Below are 18,014 nucleotides of genomic sequence, written 5' to 3' on the forward strand. Positions count from 1 at the left end.
CATGACATCCCGCCGAATGTTCGAAGGCCGGTCCCGCGCGAAGGCCTCGGCTGCGCTATCGGGCCGGGCCTCCCTCCTCGCGCTCGCCGCGATGCTCGGCCTGGCCGGCTGCACGGTCGGCCCCGACTTCTCCGTTCCGCCGACGCCGCTCGCCGACGCGAGCGACTACCTCGACACCGGCGTCCCGGCCCGGGCGACACGGCGCCTGACGGCGCGCACCAGCCAGGCCGAGCCGGACATCGCCTGGTGGCAGGCCTTCCGCGATCCGATCCTGACCCGGCTCGAGGAGCGCGTGGCCGCGCAGAACCTCGACGTGAAGACCGCGACCGCGCGCCTGTTCGAGAGCCGGGCCCAGCTCACCACCGCGAACGCCGCGACGCTGCCGACGATCGGCGGCACCGGCAACGCCTACCGCATGCAGTACAGCCAGAACGGGACGATCGGCCTCCTGTCCGGCTCCCTCGGCGGCCTGACCGGCGGCGGGGCGGGGGGCGCCAACCCGACCGCACCGCTGACCAACGGGTTCGAGAGCTACACCCTCGGGCTCGACGCATCGTGGGAGCTCGATCTCTGGGGCCGGGTCCGCCGCTCGGTCGAGGCCGCGGAGGCCCAGGCCGACGCGTCCGCGGATCAGCGCCGCGACATCCTGGTCTCGAGCCAGTCCGACCTCGCCCGCAACTACGTGCAGCTGCGCGGCACCCAGGAGCAGATGCGGATCAACCTCGCCAACATCCGCGTCAACGAGCAGATCCTCGACGTGGTGCGGGTGCGCCAGCAGAAGGGCCTCGTCACCGGCCTCGACATCGCCAGCGCGGCGCAGCAGGTCGAGGCGATCAAGGCGCAGCTGCCCGGGCTGCAGCAGCAAAGATCCAGCAGATCAACGCGATCTCGCTCCTGCTCGGCGAGGCGCCGCTCGCCCTGTCGCAGGAGCTGGTCACCGCCCGGGCGATCCCGCCGGTGCCGCCGCGGGTGCCGGTCGGCATCCCGTCGACCCTCGTCCTGCGCCGTCCCGACATCCGCGCCGCGGAAGCCAACCTGCACGCCGCCGTGGCCGAGATCGGGGTCGCCGAGGCGCAGTTCTTCCCGACCGTGACCTTGAGCGCCAGCCCGACCGGCAACGCGGTCGATCCCGGCAAGATCTTCCGGGTCTCGTCGCTGCAGTACATGAACGTCGGCCCGTCGATCTCGATTCTGCTCTTCGACGGCGGCCGGCTCAAGGCGAACCTCGTGCTCCAGCGCGCCCGGCAGCAGGAGGCGGCGATCGCCTACCAGAAGGCCGTGCTCCAGGGCTGGCACGACATCGTCAACGCGCTCGCCGCGTTGCGCGCCGACGAGGGCCGGCGGGCGCGCCTGTCCAGGCAGGTCGGCGATGCGCGCCAGGCGCTGTCGCTGTCGCGGTCGCGCTACGAGCAGGGCGTCGACACCTTCACCACGGTCCTGCAGGCGTCGCAGACCGTGCTCCAGGCGGAGGTCAACCTGGCTCAGGCCACCGCCGCGATCTCGACCGACTTCGTCTCCCTGTCGCGGGCGCTCGGCGGCGGGTGGGAGACGACGTTCCCGAGCGGCCGGACGCCGCCCCTGTCCCTGGCGAAGGTCGGCGTCCCGCTCGCCGACCTCGTCCACGACGCGCCCGCCGCACATTGAGCGCACGCGCGCGACCGGGCGCGCGGCGTCGGCGTCAGAACGCGTTCGCGACCGGCCTGAAGGCGCGGACGAGGTCGGTGTCGAGCCGTCCGCCCATCCCGACCAGGATGTCGTAGGCCTTCGCGTTCGGCATCGGCGCGCGATAGGGGCGGCGCTCGATCAGCGCGCCGAAGATGTCGCAGATCGTGACGAGGCGGACGAGATCCGGGATCGCGCGGCCGGCGAGCCCGTCGGGATAGCCCGAGCCGTCGAGCATCTCGTGATGCGAGCGCACGACCGCGAGCAGGGTGTCGTCGAACCCGCGCCCCACCAGCATGGCGTATCCCAGCGCGGCGTGGGTGCGCATCACGGCCATCTCCCCGTCGTCGAGCCTGCCCGGCTTGTTCAGGATGGCGGGGTCGATCTCCATCTTGCCGACGTCGTGCAGCAGGGCCGCCTTGACGAGGTGATGGCGGTCGGCCGCTTTCAGGCCGAGGATGCCGCCGAAGGCCGCCGACAGCCCGGCCACGAGCATGCAGTGCCGGTGGGTGGCGTCGTCGAAGCGACGGACGGCGCGCACCCAGGAGCGGATGTCGACCTCCTCCACCGCGCTCGCCACGAGCTTCGTTCCGGCCTCGATCTCGGCCGGCGTGACCGAGCGGCCGGGCACGAAGGTCTTGCGCAGGAACTGCTCGGCCATCTCGCCGTAGCGCTGCATCGCCGCCGGCATCGGCGCCGCCCGCTCCAGCAGGCCCGTCAGGGTATCGACCAGGGCACCCGCGCCGGCGGCGGCGCTCAGCAGGCTGGAGGCGCCCAGGAGGTCGGCGTACGCGCGCGTGCGGCCGCCGTCGTCGTGCAGCAGGCAGACGTAGGGCACGTGCTGGCCGCGAACCCGCTCGAGCACCTGGCGCAGGCGCTGAAGCGCCTCGGAGGTCAGCGCCTTCACGTCGCTGACGATCAGTCGCGGCGGCCCCGGATACGGCTCGTCGTCGTAGAGGTCGTAGATGGTCGAGCCCTCGAAGTCTCGCAGGTCCCGGGCCAGCCGTGCCGTGCGGGCCGGGTCGTCGCTGATCAGAAGAAGCTCGGCCATGGCGGCGGTCCATGTTGGATTTTCGTTGTCGCGCTCAGCTTGGACAGATTACAGATAGACCTCCCCCATCATCTCGATGGTCTGGCGCCGGGAGCGGCAGATCCATGCTCGAGATCATCCCAGCGCCCGCGACGCTTCGCGGACCTGCCGCGTCGCGTGATCCACCCGCTCGCTAGCCTGGGCGATCATGTCCATGCCCGACGCAATCACCGACACGCCGCGCGAGGCGGTCTGCATGCTGCCCGAGATCTCCTGCGTCACCGCGGACTGCTCCTCGACCGCCGCCGCGATCGCGTTCGACACGTCGTTGAGCGTCTGGATCGTGGTCTGGATCGAGGCGATCGCGTCGACGGCATCGCGGGTGGCGTTCTGCGTCGCGACGATCTGGCCCCGGATCTGATCCGTGGCCTTGCCGGTCTGCTCGGCCAGCGCCTTCACTTCGGCCGCCACCACGGCGAAGCCCTTGCCCGCCGCCCCGGCGCGGGCCGCCTCGATCGTGGCGTTCAGCGCGAGCAGGTTGGTCTGGGCGGCGATGCCCTGGATCAGGGCGACGACGTCGCCGATCTGGGCGGCCTGGCTGCTCAGGCCGGCGACGATGTTGCCCGTGCGCTCGGTCTGATGGACGGCCTGGCCGGCGATCTGAGCGGCGTGGCTGACCTGCTGGCTGATCTCGCCGACCGAGGCCGAGAGCTCCTCCGCGCCCGAGGCCACGCTCTGGATGTCGCCGGAAACGCGCGCCACCGTGGTGGCCGCCTCCGAGGTCTGCCGCATGACGTCCTCGGTCGCCGCGCCGATCGCATCGAGATCCGTGCCGATCGCCCGCTGCGCTTCGACGCGGCGCTGCCGCTCGCGCACCTGCTCGGTGATGTCGGTCGCGAACTTGACGACCTTGACCGTGCGCCCCTCCGCATCGGTGACGGGGTTGTAGGTCGCCTGGATCCAGACCTCGCGTCCGCCCGTGCCGATCCGAAGGTACTCGGCGGACTGGTATTCCCCGCGGGCGAGCGCCTTCCAGAACTCCTGGTAGGCGGCCGTGGCGCGATCCGCCTCGGTGACGAACATGCTGTGGTGCTGGCCCGTCACCTCGTCGAGCCGGTAGCCGACGGCATCGAGGAAGTTCGCGTTGGCGGTGAGGATCGTGCCGTCGGGCTCGAAGGCGATCACGGCCTGCGACCGGTGCAGGGCGGCGATCTGGCCCTCGAGCTCCAGCGCTTCCTGCTTGTGGGCGGTGACGTCGGTCGCGAACTTCACGATCCTGACGGTCTTGCCGGCGCGGTCGAGCACGGGGTTGTAGGAGGCCTGGACCCAGACCTCGCGGCCTCCCTTGGCGATGCGCCTGAAGGCGGCCTGTTGCGACTTGCCCTGCGCCAGATCCGCCCAGAACTGCCGATACGCCTCGCTGGTCGCGTATGACGGCGGGACGAACAGGCTGTGATGCCGCCCCTGGATCTCGTCGAGGCCGTATCCCATCACCGCGAGGAAGTTGGCGTTGGCGGTGAGGATCTTGCCGCCGGGGTCGAACTCGATCACGGCCTGCGATTTGTCCAGCAGATCCGCCGCGATCGAGGCGCGATGATTTCGAAATGTCAACATGCCGTCCCCCCGTCCAATCATCGGCTTCCCAGCGTGCTCGTCCTTCGAGGCGAGAATTCGTACAGGCAGGCGATGAATTCCAGGCACAACCTAGACTATAAATAGTTAAGACCGGCTTATACTCCTGTCAGAATTGACGTCGACATGACGATCCGCCGACGAGATCACGTTTATGATACTACGCATCGCAAAATTGATACTTTCCGCGACTTTCCATACCTCTGGTTGAACATTGGGTGATCCTGGGTTCCACCGCGGCATCACCGCCTCGCCCGCGATGGGATGTCGGTGGTCAGGGGCGACCGGATGCCTCGCGACGGGTCTGGGTCGGTGCACACCCGTACATGCGGCGATAGCGCTGCCCGAAATCGCTCATGTGGACGAAGCCCCACCGTCTTGCGATGTCTCCGACGGAGAGATTCATGTTCGAAGTCGCGACGAGATCTTCGTGGACGCGCATCAGGCGCTGCTGGATGATGTATTGGAACGGCGTCTGGTCGACCGACCGGCGGAAGTTGTCCTGCAACCCCCGGACGCTCAGCCCGGCGGCCGCGGCGATGTCGCTCAACGCCAGGGGCGTGGCGAGATACGTCTGAATGTAGTCCTTCGCGAGGCTCAGGCGCGACGGCCGGGCCTGCCGCCGGACGTCGGCGATCGCCTCCGCCCGCCTCGGCCAGGCCGAAAGCAGTTGATACCCCAGGATCTCCTGCATCAGCGCCAGGGTGTGATCGCCCGAAGGCTCGACCTCGAGGCATCGGCGATAGATCTGCCGCATCGCGCAGTACAAGGCTCTGATGCCGGGCGCCCCCATGTCGGCGCCCCGGGCGAAGGGCGGGAAACCGGTCGCTTCGCCGCCGGTCAGAGCCGCGTTGATGGTCGTCAACGCCTGTTTCGAGATCGAGCAGCCGAACAGGTGGAACCCGTCCGACGATTGCGCATCGCTCAGATCCTGATGATCGGCGAGGATCGCGGTCGTCGGCGCCCCCATGGCACGACCGTCCCGGAAGACGTAGTTCGTATGCCCGCCCAACGTGAAGTTGATCGTCACGATGTCGTAAGCGGATTTCGGCCTTCTGCTGTAGGGGCCGACGGACCTCACGTCCCAGAAACTGAGCAGATCGCTCTGGCTGCCGACGAGCTCGATCTTGATCTCGGACGACCGCCCGATCTCGAACTGCACCGGGACCATGTCCCGATCGTTGAAATCCCGGACGTTCGTCGCGGAGCCGATCGACTCGGCTATGCGTCCCCTGGGTCGCCAGATCCCCGACCTCGAATTCGCCTTGCCCTTCATCGTGCCCTGTTCTTGCCCTGGCCTATCTCCCGACCGCACCGACGATCATTCCGCGAAGGACGTGAGGATCGGGATCTCCGACCCGCGATCTCTTCGGCTGCATGCAACGTCCGTCGAAAGACCTGCGGCGGCCCCCGTCGCGAGGCGCTTCGAGGACACGGATCGAGCTGATCCAAGATCCCCGACGTTTCGATCCGCGACCCTCGGCGTATCCGCGCGAGGGGATGCCGAACGTTACTGAATCGTGCCACATCTCATGAAACAATCGTAAGTTGGTTGTAGCTTCCGAATTTTCTACCGCTGCAACGATCGACTTTTATCTATGCAAAAGGAGCTATCTGTTTTGCCCGAATCCCGCGACGATGGCAGGCATCACTTTTCCGCGATCGTCGGACCCGACGAATATCGCCGGCGATCGTCCGAATAGTTTCGTGATTCGGCACTCAAAATAGCAGCATATTCTGAGATAAAATTTCAATTTATGAAATAAGGATAATATAGGAAAAGTATGTCTAGGCGATTGTCTCTGCTGAGATCGTCCGTGACGCGCACTTCCGCAGGTCGGGGGACGTCATCGGCGAGACGCGATGTTCCGTCGGCGCGCTGCTGCTGAATGGGGGCGCTCGTTCGCCGCGCGATGGACCCGGCCGGGGCTTGAGGGCCGGCGGCGCCGCGCGCTGCGGCGATCGTGCCGGCTGTGCCGGGTCGCGATACGCCGGCGGGAAGCCGCTTCGTCGGCGGCGTCGGCCGTGATCGGGACCGCACGCAACGTGGCCGTCGGCATCCTCGCCGACGCCGATCCGGAGGCGCCGCGGCCGGTCCGGAACCGGTCAGGCGCCGGAGGTCGCCGCGCCGCCGTCCCGCATCGCCTCGGCGACGCTCTCGAAGGCGGCCACCACCGCCTGCGCATTCGCCTGGCGGATGGCGTCGAGGTCGGGGCCGCCGGCGCCGGGGATCTCGATGTCCGACATCTCGGCGCTGAGGCTGCGCCCGAGCGCGCGCACCCGGTCCGGCGGCAGGCCGCTCTGCTCGAACACCAGCACCGCGACCGTCTGGACGAGCACCCGCAGGGCGGAGGCTTCCGCGAGCCGCTCGACTGCTTCCTGATTGATCGCCATCGCCACCCCGCCGCCCGGCTCCGCCCCCGGAGGCCGGCTCATCGTCGTCGCCCCGCCATGCCCGAGGCCGCGTCCGGATGGCAACCGCTAATGCGCGTCGTCGGTATCCAGCGTCAGTCCGGTTGCATGCGGCGGGCTCCCGTCGGCGAGGCTCAGGCGGCCTTCGGAAGCCAGTCGCAGAAGGCGCGCACGGCCGGGTCCTCGGCGCGGGCCTCCGGGACGTAGGCGTGGTAGCTGCGCGCCGGCAGCGCCGGGCCGTCGAACGGCAGCGTCAGCCGGCCGGCCGCCACGTCGTCGGCGATCAACCGCTCCGGGCCCATCGCCACGCCCAGCCCGTCGAGGGCGGCTTGCAGCGTGAGGTAGAAGTGCTCCAGCGTCACCGAGCGCGCCGGGCCGAGGTTCGGCACGCCGGCGGCCTGCAGCCAGTGCGGCCACACCTCGGGCAGCGTCGCCGCGTGCAGCAGCGTGTGGCGCTCCAGGTCCGCCGGCGTGCGGAGCGGCAGGCGCTGCAGCAGCGCCGGGCTGCAGACGGGGATGCGCCGCTCGGTCAGGAAACGCTGCCGGACATAGCCGGGGCACGTGTCCGGCCCGCCGCGGATCGCGACGTCGAACGGCTCGACGATGTGGGCGAGCGGCACGTTCGAGGTGGTCAGCCGGACCTCGATCGCCGGGTTGCCGCGCTGGAAGGCCGAGAGGCGCGGGATCAGCCAGCGCAGCGTGAAGGTCGCGAGCGCGTTCACGTGCAGCACGCGCGCCTGCCCCCGCTCCATCTGCCGCGCGGTCGCGAGCGCGACGCGGTCGAGGGCGGCCCCGATCTCGGCGAGGTAGCCCCGCCCGGCTTCCGTCAGGACGACGCGACGGTTGTGGCGCTCGAACAGCGGCGTCCCGAGCCAGGCCTCGAGCGCCTGGACGTGCCGGCTCACGGCACCGTGCGTCACGCCGAGTTCCGCCGCGGCCAGCGTGAAGCTCTGGTGCCGGCCAGCGGCCTCGAACGCCTTGAGCGCGTTGAGCGGCGGCAGTCGACGATGCATGCGCGTCAGCTTTCCTCACACGCACGTCAACATAAGGCGTTTGTCAGCCAGCGGCGAGGACGGCATCCTGCCGGCTATGAACACGGCCAGCAACACGGACAGCCGCTCCGCGCGCCCACCGAACCTCGCCGCCCCATCCGAGCCGGCTCAGGTCGCGGAGGCGGGGCGCTCGCTCGCGGTGGTCGGCCTGAACCACGCGCTCCACGACGGCTACACCGACCTGATCTACGTGCTGCTACCGGTGTGGCAGGCGGAGTTCGGCCTCGGCTACGTCGCGCTGGCCGTGCTGCGCTCGCTCTACGTCGGCGCGCTGGCCGGGCTGCAGATGCCGGCCACCGCCGTCGCCCGCCGGCTCGGCCTGCGCACCGTGCTCGTGCTCGGGACGCTGCTCGGCGCGGCCGGCTACGCTCTCGCCGGCGCGTCGGGCGGCCTCGTCACCCTGTGCCTCGCCCTCGCCCTCTCGGGGGCCGGCAGCAGCACGCAGCATCCGCTCGCCTCGGCGGTGATCGCCCGGGCGTATGGAAAGGCCGCGCGCGGGCCGCTCGGCACCTACAACTTCACCGGCGACCTCGGGAAGGCGGCGCTGCCGCCCCTCGTCGGCTTCCTCCTCCTCCGCACCGAATGGCGCGCCGTGCTGTGGATCGTCGCCGGCCTCGGTGCCGCGGTCGCGATCGCCGTCGCCGTCCTGCTGCCGCGTGAGCCGGCGTCGCGCGAAGCCGAGCCGGGCGAGCCGCAGGCGACCCCGGCCGGCGGGGCGCGGGAGGGCCGGGCTGGGTTCGGGCTGCTGGTGGCGATCGGCATGCTCGACAACGCGGCGCGGCCGGCCTTCCTCATCTACCTGCCGTTCCTGCTCCAGGCGAAGGGGGCGGCGCTCGCGACCGTCGGGATCGCGTTCGCCCTCGTCGCGGTCGGCGGCGCGCTGGGCAAGGCGGCGTTCGGCCGTCTCGGCGCCCGCTTTGGCGTGACGCCGAGCGTGATCGTCACCGAGGCCGGGACGGCGGCAGCGATCCTCGCCGTCGTCGCCCTGCCGCTCGCGCCTGCCATCGCCGTGCTGCCGCTGCTCGGCCTGCTGCTGAACGGCACCTCCTCCGTCCTCTACGGCACGGTGCCGGAGCTCGCGCCGGGCGGGCGCGTCGAGCGCGCCTTCGCCGTGTTCTACACCTGCACCCTCGGCTTCAGCGCGCTGGCGACGCCCCTGCTCTACGGGCCGCTCGGCGATGCGGTCGGGCCCGGCTGGGCGGCGATGGCGGCCGCGGCGACGGCGTTCGCCGTGATCCCGCTGATGCTCGCCCTGTCGCCCCGGCTCGCGCCGGCGCGGCGGTCGTGACGCCGATGCCCGGCGACCGCGCATGACCCCGCTCGTCCTCGCCTGCGTCGTCGGCGCCGCGATCCTCCATGCCGGCTGGAACGCGGTGCTGCGCGGCGGCAGCGACCGGCTGTGGTCGATGACCCTGATGATGATCGCCGTCGCCGCCGTCTCGGCGGTCGCGGTCGCGCTCCTGCCGTGGCCGGACGCGGCGAGCTGGCCCTACGTGATCGCCTCCGCGCTGATCCACACCGCCTACAACCTCTCCCTGGTGCGGACCTATCGCTCGGGCGACCTCGGGCAGACCTACCCGATCTCGCGCGGCTCCTCGCCCGTCCTCGTCGCCCTCGGCGCCGCGGTGTTCGCGCACGAGACGCCCGGCGCGGTCGCCGTCCTCGGCATCGTCCTGGTCTCGGGCGGCATCCTATCCCTCGCCTTCCAGGGGCGGATGCGGGCGGACTTCGTCCCGGCCGCGCTCACCACCGGATCGCTGATCGGGGCCTACACCGTCGTCGACGGCATCGGGGTGCGGCTGTCGGGGAACAGCCTGTCCTACGCGGCGAGCATGTTCCTGCTGTGGAGCCTGACCATGCCGCCGCTCTACTGGGCGATGCGCGGGACGCCGCCGGCCTATACCGGCGCGCAGACCGCGATGGCGCTCGCCGGCGGCCTGGTCTCGCTGCTCGCCTACGGCATCGTGATCTGGGCGATGCAGTCCGACGCGATGGGGGCGGTCTCGGCCCTGCGCGAGACCAGCGTGGTCTACGCCGCCCTCATCGGACGGCTCTTTCTCGGCGAGGAACTGAGCCCGCGGCGGATCGCGTCCTGCCTCGCCGTCGCCCTCGGCGCGGCATGCCTGGCGTGGTGATCCGGCCGGGGCGGACCACCGAGGCCGCGGCGCGCGTGATCGGGAGTGGACGACGGAGGCGACATGGCGAACGACACGACGACCCTGACGGGCCGGTGCCATTGCGGCGCGGTCCGGTTCTCGGCGACGCTCGGCGACGGCTTCCGGTCGATCCGCCGCTGCACCTGCTCCTATTGCCGGATGCGCGGCGCCGTCGTCGCGATGGCGGCGATGGGCGGGGTCGAGATCCTGGAGGGCGAGGCGGCGCTGACGCGCTACCGCTTCCACACCGGCACGGCACAGCACTTCTTCTGCGCGCGCTGCGGGGTCTACACCCATCACCAGCGCCGGTCCGACCGGACCCTGTACGCGGTCAACGTCGCCTGCCTCGACGGGGTCAGCCCGTTCGATTTCGCGGAGGTTCCGGTGATGGACGGGATCAACCACACCAGCGACACCGGCCAGCCGACCCGGCGCGCGGGCACGCTGCGCTTCGTCCCGGCCGATTGACGCCGGCGGGCCGGCGCAGGCGCGTCTCAGCGCAGGCCGCGGATCGCCATCTCCTCGGGCGCCTGTTCGGCGGCGTCCTGGCGGGCGAGCACCTCGGCGAGGTCGACCGGTCGGTAATCCTGCGCGTCGACGCCGACATCGCAGGATCGGCTGGTGTCGGGCAGGCAGGCGTGGGTGTGGCCGTAGAGGTGCCGGGTCTCGCGCCAGAAGCCCGGCCACGAGCGATGCGGGTAGTGCGACAGGAACAGGCGCTGCGGGCGGCCGGCGGCATCCATCACGCTGATGCGGGCGCTGTCGACCGGCGGCTCGGCCCAGGGCAGGTCGAGCACGCGGTTGGTGTCGTGGTTGCCGCGCACCAGCCGCTTCACGCCGTTCAGCCGCCGGAAGATCGCGGCGCAATGCGCGCGGCTCGCCTCGGCGGCGAAGTCGCCGAGGTGCCAGACCTCGTCGTCGGCGCCGACGCGCGCGTTCCAGCGCGCGACCAGCGCCTCGTCGTGGTCCTCGACCGACCCGAAGGCGCTGCGCCGGCGCCGGACGAGGTCGGCATCGCCGAAATGCGTGTCGGCCGTGAAGTAGGTCGCCATGGATCCTGGGTCGCTCGAGCCCGGCTGGACGGTCGCCGAGACCCGAAGTGGCGCCCCGCGCGGCCGCCGCCACCCGACGCGGCATTGGACCGCTCTCCGGGCGGCCGGGCGCCGCCGCGCGTCAGGGGGCGTGACGCGGCGGCGGCTCCCGCTCGAGCCCGAGCAGGCCGGCGAGCTGGCCCCGCGCCCGGCTGACCCGGCTCTTCACCGTGCCGACCTGGCATTGCAGCCGGACCGCCGCCTCCTCGTAGGTCAGGCCCTCGGCCCCGACGAGGAGCAGCGCCTCCCGCTGCGTCGCCGGCAGCGTCTCCATCACCGCGTAGAGCCGCTTCAGGGTGACGACGTCCTCCTGATCGGGCACGGCGGTGAGCTTGCCGGCCTGAACCCCGTCCGCATCCTCGACCTCGCGCTTGCGCTTGCGGATCTCGGTGTAGAACTGGTTGCGCATGATCGTGAACAGCCACGCGACCAGGTTCGAGCCCGGCTGGAACCGGTGCTGGTTCATCCACGCCTTCATCAGCGTTTCCTGGACCAGGTCGTCGGTCCGGCTCATGTCGCCGACGAGCGAGAACGCGAAGGTGCGCAAAGCCGGAAGCACCGCCATCAGGTCGTCGCGGAACGCCGTGGTCGGCGTCTCGCCGCGGCTCGCCAGCACCGCCTCGAAGCGGCGCACCAGCACGAGGAGCGGTTCCGGCAGGGCATCGCAGGTCGGCAGGGCAAAGTAGGCGCGCAGCTCGCCGCCGAGATGGTTGCGGACCGCGGCCGCGACGTCGACCTCGTTCAGCTCGGTCTCGAAGGTTTCGTCCCGACCGTTGGAGATGGCGTGCGTCATGCCGATGGAGCGTCCCAAGGTTCTTACGGTCAAGCTCTTTTGAGCCAGTCTAAGGTAATTGCATATTAAATTCTGAGCCGGTGATGAACGGGGCGCGATCGCGAGCGACTTCAGAAATCGTTGCCTCGGCAAGCAACGCCCCATCCTTCGGAATCACCGTGCCGCGCATCACGGGCTCAGGCAATCGCGCCCGGATGCTGAGCTTCGCGGATCACGGGACCGTGCGACCCGAATGCGCTGCCTGAAGGTCGGAACCGATACCATCGCGTCCGATTTCCTCACGGGCAACCTTCTCGCACGGGGAAGGTTGAGGTATCTATTCGTCATGCCTCGCTTGGTTTCCTATCGCATTCACGACCGGGACGACGGCCTGTTCGACGCCGTCGCCACGCTCGCACCCGACAAGACGTATCGGCGCGAGGGCTTCGCCTCGCTGGCCGAGGTCGAGGACTGGATCGACGGGTTGCGGATCCTGATGGCCGCGATCGGCGCACCGCTCGTGCGGGCGCAGCACGCCACCGGTCTCGACGAGGCCGCCGCCCTTCGTCCGGACGGCGACGCACCCGAGGCGGATTCGCGCTCGGCCCGCGCCCGCCTGCTTCGCTTCCGCGATGCGGTGTCCGGCGCCGATGACGCGACCGACTGACAGGGCCGCCCCGCGCGGCAGGGCCTCGAACGGAGGCCGAGCATGTTCGTGACGGCCTCGTCTCCCGCCGCCGCGCGCAGGCTGCGGCCTTGCCTTCGACGCCCGGCGAACCAGACTTCCCCGCGCGAGGGCGACCGCTCCGGTCCGCACGAGGAAACCGCCGATGGCCCGAACCCGAACCGGCGCGCGCGTGCTCGTCGACCAGCTCCTGGCGCAGGGCGTCGGGCGCCTGACCTGCGTCCCCGGCGAGAGCTACCTCGCCGTGCTCGACGCGCTCTACGACACGGACGTCGACGTGCTGGTCTGCCGGCAGGAGGGCGGGGCCGCTATGATGGCCGAGGCGGCGGGCAAGCTCACCGGCCGGCCGGGCATCTGCTTCGTCACCCGCGGCCCCGGCGCCACCAACGCCGCGTCCGGCCTGCACGTGGCGCAGCAGGACTCGACGCCGATGATCCTGTTCGTCGGCCAGGTCGCCCGCGCGATGCGGGACCGCGACGCGTTCCAGGAGATCGACTACCGCGCGATGTTCGGCACCGTGGCCAAGTGGGTGGTCGAGATCGACGACGCCGCGCGCATCCCCGAGTTCGTGGCCCGCGCCTTCCGGACGGCGATGCAGGGGCGCCCCGGCCCGGTGGTGGTGGCGCTGCCGGAGGACATGCTCGACGACGCGGTCGCGGTCGCCGATGCGGGGCCCGTCGAGCCGGCGGAGCCCGCACCCCGCCCGGAGGACGTGTCCGACCTGCGCCGGAGGCTCGACGGCGCGCAAAGCCCGATCGTCCTCGTCGGCGGATCGCGCTGGAACGAGGCCGCGCGCGACGACCTCGTCGCCGTCGCCGAGGCCGAGGACCTGCCGGTGGCGACCTCGTTCCGGCGCGCCCACCTCTTTCCGGCCGACCATCCGCACTACGCCGGCGAGCTCGGCATCGGCCCGAACCCGGCCCTCGTCGCCCGCATCCGCGCGGCCGACCTGCTGGTGATGATCGGCGGCCGGCTCTCGGAGATGCCGGCGCAGTCCTATCGCCTGCTCGGCATCCCCGATCCCGGCCTGCCGCTGGTCCACGCCCACCCGGACGCGAACGAGCTCGGCCGGGTCTACCAGCCGGCCCTGGCGATCCAGGCCGCGCCCGGCCCGCTGCTCGCGGCGCTCCGGGCATCGCCGCCGGCCGTCGCGGCGCGGCGTGGACGCGCGGTCGCGGCGCATGCGAGCTACCGCGACTGGTCGGAGCGACCGGCGGCGACGCCCGGCGCCTTCCAGTACGGCGAGGCGGTGACCTTCCTGCGCGGGCGGCTGCCGGCCGACGCGATCCTCTGCAACGGGGCGGGCAACTTCGCCACCTGGATCCACCGCTACTACCGGTTCCGGGATTTCCGAACCCAGCTCGCGCCGACCTCGGGCTCGATGGGCTACGGCGTGCCCGCCGCGATCATGGCCAAGCGCACGCACCCCGAGCGCATCGTGGTCGCGCTCGCGGGCGACGGCGACCTGCTGATGACCGGCCAGGAATTCGCGACCGCCGTGCAATACGCGATCCCGCTCGTCGTCGTGGTGCTCGACAACGGCATGTACGGCACCATCCGCATGCATCAGGAGCGCGAATATCCCGGCCGCGTCTCCGGCACGCGGCTGCGCAACCCGGATTTCGCGGCGCTGGCCCGCGCCTATGGCGGCCACGGCGGGCGCGTGGAGCGGACGGAGGACTTCGCGCCGGCCTTCGAGCGGGCGCTCGCCTCCGGGCTGCCGGCGATGCTGCACTGCCTCGTCGACCCGCAAGCGCTGACGCCGACCCAGACGCTCGACGCGATCCGCGCCGGCGCGGTCGCGCAAGGCAAGCGCAAAGGCACGGGTCCCGACACGGGCAGCGAGGGCCCGGACGACGTTTGACGCGCCGTCCGCCGGGGGCCGCATCGTCAGAAGATCGAGATCAGCAGGATGCCGGCCACCATCAGCGCGGCGCCGCCGAGCCGCGCCGGGCCGGCCTTGACCTGCTTCATGCCGACCCAGCCGAAATGATCGAGCGCCACCGAGGTCAGCAGGTTGGCGGTGATCAAGAGGCCGTTGAAGGCGCCGGCGCCGACCGTGTCGACGAACAGCAGGCCGCCGAACACCGCCACCGCGCCGGTGATGCCGGCGAGCGGCATCCACCAGCGCACGCCCTTCACGTCCTCGCGGGTCGGGAGCGGCGTCGGCCGCACCAGGAACACCAGCGCGAACACGAAGACGACGGGCAGGAACGAGACGGTCGCCGCGAGCCAGGGGTTCACCAGGGCGCCGCGCAGCTGGGAGTTCCACACCACGCCCACCGCCTGCAGGATGCCCGCGACGACGATGAACGGGTAGAGCAGCTTCGGGTTGAGGCCGTGGCCCTCGTCCTTCTCCCCGCCCGTGTCGGCGGTGGTGCGGGCGATGAAGAAGACGCCGACGGCCATCAGCAGGCCGCCGAGCCACGGCATCGGCTTGAAGCCGCCGCCCTGCAGCCCGAACAGGCCGAACGCATCCATCGCCAGCGAGGCCAGGATGTTGGCCGTCAGCGTCAGGCCGTTGAACGGCCCGGCGCCGACCTTGTCGATGAAGGCGAGGCCGCCGAACACCGCGACCGCGCCCGCGACGCCGCCGAGCGGGGCGTACCAGGGCATCTTGCCCAGCGTCTCCAGGGTCGGGAGCGGCACCGGCATGATGAAGAACAACGTCGCGAACACGAACACGATCGGGGCGAACGACACCGTCGCCGCCAGCCACGGGTTCACCAGCCGCCCCCGCAGCTGGGCGTTCATGGAGTTGCCGAGCGCCTGCAGGGCGCCGGCGACGAGGATGAAGGGATAGAGCAGGGCGGCGTTCACGGGGGGATCTCCGATCCGAAGGGCTGAGGGCTTGGCCGAGGCGTCAGACGAGGAGCAGGCCGGCGAGCGCCAGCGCCAGCGCCGGCGGCATCACCAGCAGGCCGAGCTTGAGGAAGCGCCAGAAGCCGACATCCTCGCCCTCGCGCCGGATCGCGGTGAGCCAGAGGATCGTGGCGAGCGAGCCGGTGACCGAGAGGTTCGGCCCCAGGTCGACGCCGATCAGGATCGCGGCGGCGATGGTCTTCGAGACGGCCGCGGCGTGCACCGCGGCGCCGGCGAGGAGGCCCGCCGGCAGGTTGTTGACGAGGTTGGAGCCGACGGCGACGACGACGCCCGAGCCCCAGGCGGTGCCGGCCGGGTCGGCCTGGGCGTAGGCCTTGAGCTGGTCGGCGATCATCTTGAGCACGCCGGACTTCTCCAGCGCCTCGACCAGGACGAACAGGCCGGCGACCAGCGGCAGCACGCTCCATGACACGTCCTTCACCACCGCGACGAGGCCGCTGCGCTTGATCGCGAGGACGACGAGGGTGGTGGCCAGCCCCGCGATGAAGGTCGGCAGGCCGAGCTCGATCCCGGCCGCCGACGACCCGATCAGCGCGGCCGCGGTGGCGACGATGCCGGCGCCCGCGACCTTGCCGCCGAGCCCGAGCGACGCGGCCTCGACGTCGGTCGCGATCGCCTGGCGCTTCAGCGTGCCGTTCTGCCTGACGCGCAGGACGAGGTAGGTGGCGACGATGGCCAGCACCGAGGGCAGGCCGAAGGTCGCGAGCCATTCCCCCAGCGGCGGCATGTGGTCGGCGAACACGACGAGGTTGGCCGGGTTCGAGATCGGCAGCACGAAGCTCGCCGCGTTGGCGATGAAGGCGCAGATGAACAAGTAGGGCAGCGGGTTCTCGACCTTCGCCGCCTTGGTCGCGGCGTAGACGGCCGGCGTCAGCACCACGGCGCAGGCGTCGTTCGAGAGGAACACCGTCACCACCGTGCCGACGACGTAGACCAGCAGGAACAGCCGCGTGGCCGAGCCCTTGGCCATCCGCACCGCGATCGTCGCGAGCCAGTCGAACAGGCCCTCCTTCCGCGCGATCTCGGCGAGCAGCATCATGCCGATCAGGAACAGGTAGACGTCGGTCCCCTTGGCGACGCCGTCGAGCGCGTCGTGCCACGGCAGCAGCCCGAGGACGACGAGGAGGACAGCCCCGAGCGCCGCCCAGATCGCCTCCGGCCATCCGAACGGCCGCAGGATCACGCCGAGCGTCGCGGCGCCCGCGATCCCCCAGGTCGCGAGGTTGGGTGTCATGGCCAGTCCAGCGATCACGTCTTGCATCCCCCGGCGCCCCGCGGGGCGCGTCTCGTCCTGAAATCCTGGGTCAGGCGCTCACCACTTGCGCCCGGCCCGGTTGGGCCCGAGCTGGTCGCCGCGCACGCCCTTCTGGAGCCAGCGGCCGACATTCGGCACGTCGCTGCCGGGCTTGCCCGGGATCGCGGGCACGAAGCCGGGCTCGTCGAAGGCGACGACCGGCTCGATCACGTCGGTGTCGACGAAGTCGGGCCCGTGGCCGGACCAGTCCGCGTGCACCGCCTCGACCTGGATGCTGCGCGCGTCCCGCGGCCAGGCCAGCCGCGCCGCGTAGGTGCGCCCGCCCGCGTGCGCCATGCGGACCCATGGCCCTGTCCCGACGCGGGCATGCACGTAGCGCGGCGGCGCGTCGGAGAGCACCACGGCGCGGACCGCGATCCGCCCGCGCGCGTCGGCGACCATGCCGGAGGTCTCGGGCGTCGCCGGCCGCGCGGCGACGCGCCGGTCGGCCGGGCTGGTGATCAGCACGAACGGCCACGGGCGGTCGAGCGCCTTGAAGCGCCAGCTCGTGACCGGGCCGTCGATCGCCGCGACCGCGTAGCCGACCGAGCCGTCCTCGTTCTGCCCGACCGAGCGCGCCGCGGCGTAGAGGGTGCGCCCGTCATGGGCGAGCTCGTTGTAGTGAGTGTGGCCCATCTCCACGAGGCGCACGCCCGTGGCCCGGAACAGGCCGGCGACGTCGAGGCGGTCGTCGGGCTCGCGCAGGTCGTCGGGGTAGGCGTGCATGAACACCGCGACGGGAACGCCGTCCTCGGCCGCCTTGGTCAGCGCCGCGCTCAGCCACTGCGTCTGGTCGGGCCCCAGGCGGAAATCGAGGCCGATGCCCTTCCGGCCGTAGCCCGGGCTGACGATGTCGACGAACAGGCAGCGGACGCCCTGAAAATCCTCGCACGCGCAGAAATGCGGGATCTCGGCCGGCGGCCAGGTCTCCTCGGGCGACCCCACGGGCGGCTGGTCCAGCGTCCACACCGTCGGGGCCGGCAGGCCCCGCGACGCGACCAGGCCGGCGTGGAACGCCTGGAAGTCGGCCATCGCCCCCTGCTGCCGGTCGTGGTCGCCGGGAATCAGGCGCACCGGCAGGTGCGGATGCCGGGCGAGGGCGTCGGCGAGGATCGCGTACTCGCAGGCCCAGCCGTTCTCGGCGAGGTCGCCGGGCAGGTAGACGAAGTCGAGCAGGTGCTGCGGCGCGATCATTGCGATCTGGTCGAGGATCGCGCGGAAGTCGGCGGCGTTGCGCGCGTCGGGCTTCGTCAGGTGCAGGTCGCCGACGTGCAGGAACACCAGCGGTTCGGCGGTCGGCGTCCCGAGCTCGGCGGCGGTCGGCATGGAGGCGTCGGACATTGCG

The 18,014-nt window shown here is 71.3% G+C and carries 17 protein-coding genes; 7 read left to right on the plus strand and 10 right to left on the minus strand.

Annotated elements, in window-relative coordinates; translation table 11 throughout:
• Position 1 precedes the first annotated feature (1 nt).
• Entirely contained in the window at positions 2 to 1,093 is a 1,092-nt protein-coding gene (locus tag MKK64_RS06195; RefSeq protein ID WP_243932645.1) for a TolC family protein, read from the plus strand.
• A complete protein-coding gene (locus tag MKK64_RS06200; protein WP_243932647.1) occupies positions 1,048 to 1,644 on the plus strand; it encodes a TolC family protein in 597 nt (198 codons plus the stop codon). Before MKK64_RS06195 ends, MKK64_RS06200 begins: the two co-directional genes overlap by 46 nt.
• Before the next feature lie 34 nt (positions 1,645 to 1,678).
• Here MKK64_RS06200 and MKK64_RS06205 read toward each other — a convergent pair whose 3' ends face one another.
• From MKK64_RS06205 to gcvA, 5 genes are all read right to left on the minus strand, one after another.
• Positions 1,679 to 2,713, minus strand: coding sequence for an HD-GYP domain-containing protein (locus tag MKK64_RS06205; protein WP_243932649.1), 1,035 nt, complete (start codon positions 2,711 to 2,713; stop codon positions 1,679 to 1,681).
• A gap of 114 nt (positions 2,714 to 2,827) precedes the next feature.
• A complete protein-coding gene (locus MKK64_RS06210) occupies positions 2,828 to 4,306 on the minus strand; it encodes a PAS domain S-box protein (RefSeq protein WP_243932651.1) in 1,479 nt (492 codons plus the stop codon).
• A 292-nt stretch (positions 4,307 to 4,598) separates the two neighbouring features.
• A complete protein-coding gene (locus MKK64_RS06215) occupies positions 4,599 to 5,600 on the minus strand; it encodes an AraC family transcriptional regulator (RefSeq protein ID WP_243932652.1) in 1,002 nt (333 codons plus the stop codon).
• A gap of 830 nt (positions 5,601 to 6,430) precedes the next feature.
• A complete protein-coding gene (locus MKK64_RS06220; RefSeq protein WP_147729600.1) occupies positions 6,431 to 6,760 on the minus strand; it encodes a hypothetical protein in 330 nt (109 codons plus the stop codon).
• 110 nt (positions 6,761 to 6,870) lie between these two features.
• Complete coding sequence (gcvA, locus tag MKK64_RS06225) at positions 6,871 to 7,749, minus strand: transcriptional regulator GcvA (RefSeq protein WP_243932654.1); 879 nt, start codon at positions 7,747 to 7,749, stop codon at positions 6,871 to 6,873.
• Positions 7,750 to 7,825: 76 nt separating this feature from the next.
• Here gcvA and MKK64_RS06230 point away from each other — a divergent pair, with 76 nt between their 5' ends.
• The 3 genes from MKK64_RS06230 (at position 7,826) to MKK64_RS06240 (ending at position 10,412) form a co-directional block, all read left to right on the plus strand.
• Complete coding sequence (locus MKK64_RS06230; RefSeq protein ID WP_243932656.1) at positions 7,826 to 9,076, plus strand: MFS transporter; 1,251 nt, start codon at positions 7,826 to 7,828, stop codon at positions 9,074 to 9,076.
• Positions 9,077 to 9,098: 22 nt separating this feature from the next.
• On the plus strand, positions 9,099 to 9,923 hold the full coding sequence (locus tag MKK64_RS06235; RefSeq protein WP_147844577.1) for an EamA family transporter: 825 nt from the start codon (positions 9,099 to 9,101) through the stop codon (positions 9,921 to 9,923).
• A 63-nt stretch (positions 9,924 to 9,986) separates the two neighbouring features.
• On the plus strand, positions 9,987 to 10,412 hold the full coding sequence (locus tag MKK64_RS06240; RefSeq protein ID WP_147729667.1) for a GFA family protein: 426 nt from the start codon (positions 9,987 to 9,989) through the stop codon (positions 10,410 to 10,412).
• A 26-nt stretch (positions 10,413 to 10,438) separates the two neighbouring features.
• Here MKK64_RS06240 and MKK64_RS06245 read toward each other — a convergent pair whose 3' ends face one another.
• Both MKK64_RS06245 and MKK64_RS06250 read right to left on the minus strand, forming a co-directional pair.
• Positions 10,439 to 10,996: a metallophosphoesterase gene (locus tag MKK64_RS06245; RefSeq protein WP_147844576.1), complete on the minus strand. Its 558-nt coding sequence runs from the start codon at positions 10,994 to 10,996 to the stop codon at positions 10,439 to 10,441.
• 121 nt (positions 10,997 to 11,117) lie between these two features.
• On the minus strand, positions 11,118 to 11,828 hold the full coding sequence (locus MKK64_RS06250; protein ID WP_147844590.1) for a sigma-70 family RNA polymerase sigma factor: 711 nt from the start codon (positions 11,826 to 11,828) through the stop codon (positions 11,118 to 11,120).
• Between the two features lie 325 nt (positions 11,829 to 12,153).
• On the opposite strand from MKK64_RS06250, the gene MKK64_RS06255 reads away from it, so the two are divergent.
• Together MKK64_RS06255 and MKK64_RS06260 are read left to right on the plus strand one after the other, a co-directional pair.
• Entirely contained in the window at positions 12,154 to 12,474 is a 321-nt protein-coding gene (locus MKK64_RS06255; RefSeq protein WP_187274904.1) for a hypothetical protein, read from the plus strand.
• A 163-nt stretch (positions 12,475 to 12,637) separates the two neighbouring features.
• Positions 12,638 to 14,356 (plus strand): thiamine pyrophosphate-binding protein, encoded by a 1,719-nt coding sequence (locus MKK64_RS06260; RefSeq protein WP_243932663.1) that lies wholly within the window; start codon positions 12,638 to 12,640, stop codon positions 14,354 to 14,356.
• Positions 14,357 to 14,382: 26 nt separating this feature from the next.
• Here the strand turns inward: MKK64_RS06260 and MKK64_RS06265 are convergent, their stop codons facing one another.
• From MKK64_RS06265 to MKK64_RS06275, 3 genes are all read right to left on the minus strand, one after another.
• Positions 14,383 to 15,312, minus strand: a complete 930-nt coding sequence (locus MKK64_RS06265) for a DMT family transporter (RefSeq protein ID WP_147728234.1) — start codon at positions 15,310 to 15,312, stop codon at positions 14,383 to 14,385.
• A gap of 43 nt (positions 15,313 to 15,355) precedes the next feature.
• Positions 15,356 to 16,609: an arsenic transporter gene (locus MKK64_RS06270; protein WP_243932665.1), complete on the minus strand. Its 1,254-nt coding sequence runs from the start codon at positions 16,607 to 16,609 to the stop codon at positions 15,356 to 15,358.
• Between the two features lie 78 nt (positions 16,610 to 16,687).
• Positions 16,688 to 18,010, minus strand: a complete 1,323-nt coding sequence (locus tag MKK64_RS06275; RefSeq protein WP_243932667.1) for a metallophosphoesterase family protein — start codon at positions 18,008 to 18,010, stop codon at positions 16,688 to 16,690.
• Positions 18,011 to 18,014: the final 4 nt, after the last annotated feature.

It is taken from the genome of Methylobacterium sp. E-025, from assembly GCF_022829705.1.
Lineage (GTDB): Bacteria > Pseudomonadota > Alphaproteobacteria > Rhizobiales > Beijerinckiaceae > Methylobacterium.

Bases quoted from the DNA above. Each gene is read 5' to 3' on its own strand.
- MKK64_RS06195 (WP_243932645.1), top strand. From the start codon at position 2: ATGACATCCCGCCGAATGTTCGAAGGCCGGTCCCGCGCGAAGGCCTCG.
- MKK64_RS06205 (WP_243932649.1), bottom strand. From the start codon at position 2,713: ATGGCCGAGCTTCTTCTGATCAGCGACGACCCGGCCCGCACGGCACGG.
- MKK64_RS06210 (WP_243932651.1), bottom strand. From the start codon at position 4,306: ATGTTGACATTTCGAAATCATCGCGCCTCGATCGCGGCGGATCTGCTG.
- MKK64_RS06215 (WP_243932652.1), bottom strand. From the start codon at position 5,600: ATGAAGGGCAAGGCGAATTCGAGGTCGGGGATCTGGCGACCCAGGGGA.
- MKK64_RS06220 (WP_147729600.1), bottom strand. From the start codon at position 6,760: ATGAGCCGGCCTCCGGGGGCGGAGCCGGGCGGCGGGGTGGCGATGGCG.
- gcvA (WP_243932654.1), bottom strand. From the start codon at position 7,749: ATGCATCGTCGACTGCCGCCGCTCAACGCGCTCAAGGCGTTCGAGGCC.
- MKK64_RS06230 (WP_243932656.1), top strand. From the start codon at position 7,826: ATGAACACGGCCAGCAACACGGACAGCCGCTCCGCGCGCCCACCGAAC.
- MKK64_RS06235 (WP_147844577.1), top strand. From the start codon at position 9,099: ATGACCCCGCTCGTCCTCGCCTGCGTCGTCGGCGCCGCGATCCTCCAT.
- MKK64_RS06240 (WP_147729667.1), top strand. From the start codon at position 9,987: ATGGCGAACGACACGACGACCCTGACGGGCCGGTGCCATTGCGGCGCG.
- MKK64_RS06245 (WP_147844576.1), bottom strand. From the start codon at position 10,996: ATGGCGACCTACTTCACGGCCGACACGCATTTCGGCGATGCCGACCTC.
- MKK64_RS06250 (WP_147844590.1), bottom strand. From the start codon at position 11,828: ATGACGCACGCCATCTCCAACGGTCGGGACGAAACCTTCGAGACCGAG.
- MKK64_RS06255 (WP_187274904.1), top strand. From the start codon at position 12,154: ATGCCTCGCTTGGTTTCCTATCGCATTCACGACCGGGACGACGGCCTG.
- MKK64_RS06260 (WP_243932663.1), top strand. From the start codon at position 12,638: ATGGCCCGAACCCGAACCGGCGCGCGCGTGCTCGTCGACCAGCTCCTG.
- MKK64_RS06270 (WP_243932665.1), bottom strand. From the start codon at position 16,609: ATGACACCCAACCTCGCGACCTGGGGGATCGCGGGCGCCGCGACGCTC.
- MKK64_RS06275 (WP_243932667.1), bottom strand. From the start codon at position 18,010: ATGTCCGACGCCTCCATGCCGACCGCCGCCGAGCTCGGGACGCCGACC.